Source organism: Streptomyces sp. NPDC020958 (assembly GCF_055562175.1).
Genome location: NZ_JBVHFU010000053.1, coordinates 1 through 2,097 on the forward strand (window position 1 = coordinate 1; position 2,097 = coordinate 2,097).

2 protein-coding genes and 1 pseudogene are annotated in these 2,097 nt (G+C 69.6%); 2 read left to right on the forward strand and 1 reads right to left on the reverse strand.

Features of this window, described 5'->3' with window-relative positions; all coding sequences use genetic code 11:
- A pseudogene (locus ACZ3KP_RS40915) lies at nt 1–197 on the reverse strand (hydrolase); the annotation flags it as partial.
- 276 nt (nt 198–473) lie between these two features.
- Between ACZ3KP_RS40915 and ACZ3KP_RS40920 the strand changes: the two are divergent.
- Nucleotides 474–818 carry a hypothetical protein gene (locus ACZ3KP_RS40920; protein ID WP_467506220.1) on the forward strand — a complete coding sequence of 115 codons (345 nt, stop codon included), beginning with the start codon at nt 474–476 and terminating at the stop codon, nt 816–818.
- Between the two features lie 7 nt (nt 819–825).
- Nucleotides 826–2,010, forward strand: coding sequence for a glutathionylspermidine synthase family protein (locus ACZ3KP_RS40925; protein ID WP_467506221.1), 1,185 nt, complete (start codon nt 826–828; stop codon nt 2,008–2,010).
- Nucleotides 2,011–2,097 lie beyond the last annotated feature (87 nt).

Consider the following 2,097-nt stretch of genomic DNA (forward strand, 5'->3'; position numbering starts at 1 on the left):
GGCTTGCTGGTGGAGATGATCCAGTCCGCGTTGCCGGCCTCCTCGGCGTGGCCGTCGTCGAACAGGACACGGTAGGTGGTGGCCGCGTGGGCGGGGGTCGCGGCACTGGTCGCCTGCACGGCGGCTCCGGCCGCGAGCAGGCCGAACACGGTGGCGGCGGTGGTGAGTTTCCGGCGCGAGAGGGCGAAGCCGGGCATCTGTCATTCCTCCGTCGGTGGGGGATGGGAGAGAGGGATGGCGGTGCGGGTGTGGGGGTACTGCGTCGGTCGGTCTGCGCGCGTAGATTCGAAGGCGACCGTTCACTCAGAGGCAGAGTGGACGGTATCCGGGCGACTCGGCGCGCCGACAGGATCTCCGAGGTCTTCTCATGTATTTCTTACCCGTACATGACAACCGGGAGGGGCTGAAACCGCTCGTCTAAACTGTCGCCGGACAGCACAGGGGAAACACGGGGCAGCACGGGGGGCACGGACATGGCAGACGTACGCCGTCAACTACGCTCGGGCACGGTCGTCCTCGGCGGAATGGGCCTGCTGGCCGCCGCCCTGACCGCCTGCTCCTCCGACCCCGACAAGCGCTGCGTCGACCGCGACAGCTACCGCGCCACCAAGGGCTACCGGGTCGTCTCCGACAAGAACTGCACCTCCACCAAGTCCGCCGTCGACGCCGGCTACTACTACGGCGGCAAGAAGAAGGGTGGCTGGGTCAGGGGCGGCTCGTTCACCAAGTCCGGTGGAGGCTCAGGCGGTTCGTCGAGCGGCGGCCACGGCGTCCACCGCGGCGGCTTCGGCGACGGCCACGGCAGCTCCGGCGGCTGAGCGGCCCATGGAGCGCCGTACGGCCGACCCCCGCCCCGGCTGGCAGCGGACCGTCGAGGAACAGGGTGTGATCTACCCCCTCACCCGCCACCCCGACGGCGTGCTGCGCCCGTACTGGGACGAGAGCGCCTACTACGCCTTCACCCTCGACGAGGTGGAGGCGCTGGAGGAGACGGTCGCGGAACTGCATGCGATGTGCCTGGCGGCGGCCGACCGCATCGTTGCGACGAATCGTTTCGCCGACCTCGGCATCACCGATCCCCGGGTGGTGCGGGCCGTCACCGACTCCTGGCACCGCCGCGCCGAACTCCCCTCCCTCTACGGCCGTTTCGACCTCCGCTACGACGGTACCGGCCCGGCCCGACTCCTGGAGTACAACGCGGACACCCCCACCTCCCTGGTGGAGGCCGCCTCCGCCCAGTGGTTCTGGATGGCGGACCGCTTCCCGGGCGCCGACCAGTGGAACAGCCTCCACGAACGCCTGGTCGCGGCCTGGCGCGAGCAGGCCCGGCTGCTCCCCTCGGGCACCCCGCTGTACTTCGCCCACTCCTCGGCCGACGAACTGGGCGAGGACCTGATGACGGTCGCGTACCTGAAGGAGACGGCCGAACAGGCGGGCCTCGACACCGACTGGATCTCCATGGAGGAGATCGGCTGGGACACCCTCTCCGGCCGCTTCGTCGACAACGCCCTCCGGTTCATCCGCGCCTGCTTCAAGCTCTACCCGTGGGAGTGGCTCACCACGGACGCCTTCGCCCCGCACGTCCTCGACACCCTGGACAACGGCGGCGGCACGGGCACGACGATGTGGATCGAGCCCGCCTGGAAGATGCTGCTCAGCAACAAGGCGCTGCTGGCGATCCTGTGGGAGCTGTACCCGGGCCACCCGAACCTCCTCCCGGCCTACCTGGACGGCCCGAGAGAGCTGTCCCGTACGACGGGCTACGTCAGCAAGCCGCTGCTGGGCCGGGAGGGCGCGGGCGTGGTCGTACACGAGCCCGGCCACACCCCGGTCGTGCGCGAAGAGCCGTGCTGCTACCAGGGGTTCGCGCCGCTGCCCGACTTCGACGGCAACCGGGTGGTGCTGGGCGCCTGGGTGGTGGGCGAGGAACCGGCGGGCCTGGGCATCCGCGAGTCGGCGGGCCTGGTGACGGACGACTACGCCCGCTTCCTGCCGCACGTGATCCTCTAGATGATCTATTCCAAGGGGTCAGTGATCGTAGGCGATCAGTGAGCGGTGGATCGGTTGTCCGGTCTGGTCGTTGTGCCAGATGGCGGC

Coding starts and splice junctions, on each gene's coding strand:
- ACZ3KP_RS40920 (WP_467506220.1), top strand. CDS start 474: ATGGCAGACGTACGCCGTCAACTACGCTCGGGCACGGTCGTCCTCGGC.
- ACZ3KP_RS40925 (WP_467506221.1), top strand. CDS start 826: ATGGAGCGCCGTACGGCCGACCCCCGCCCCGGCTGGCAGCGGACCGTC.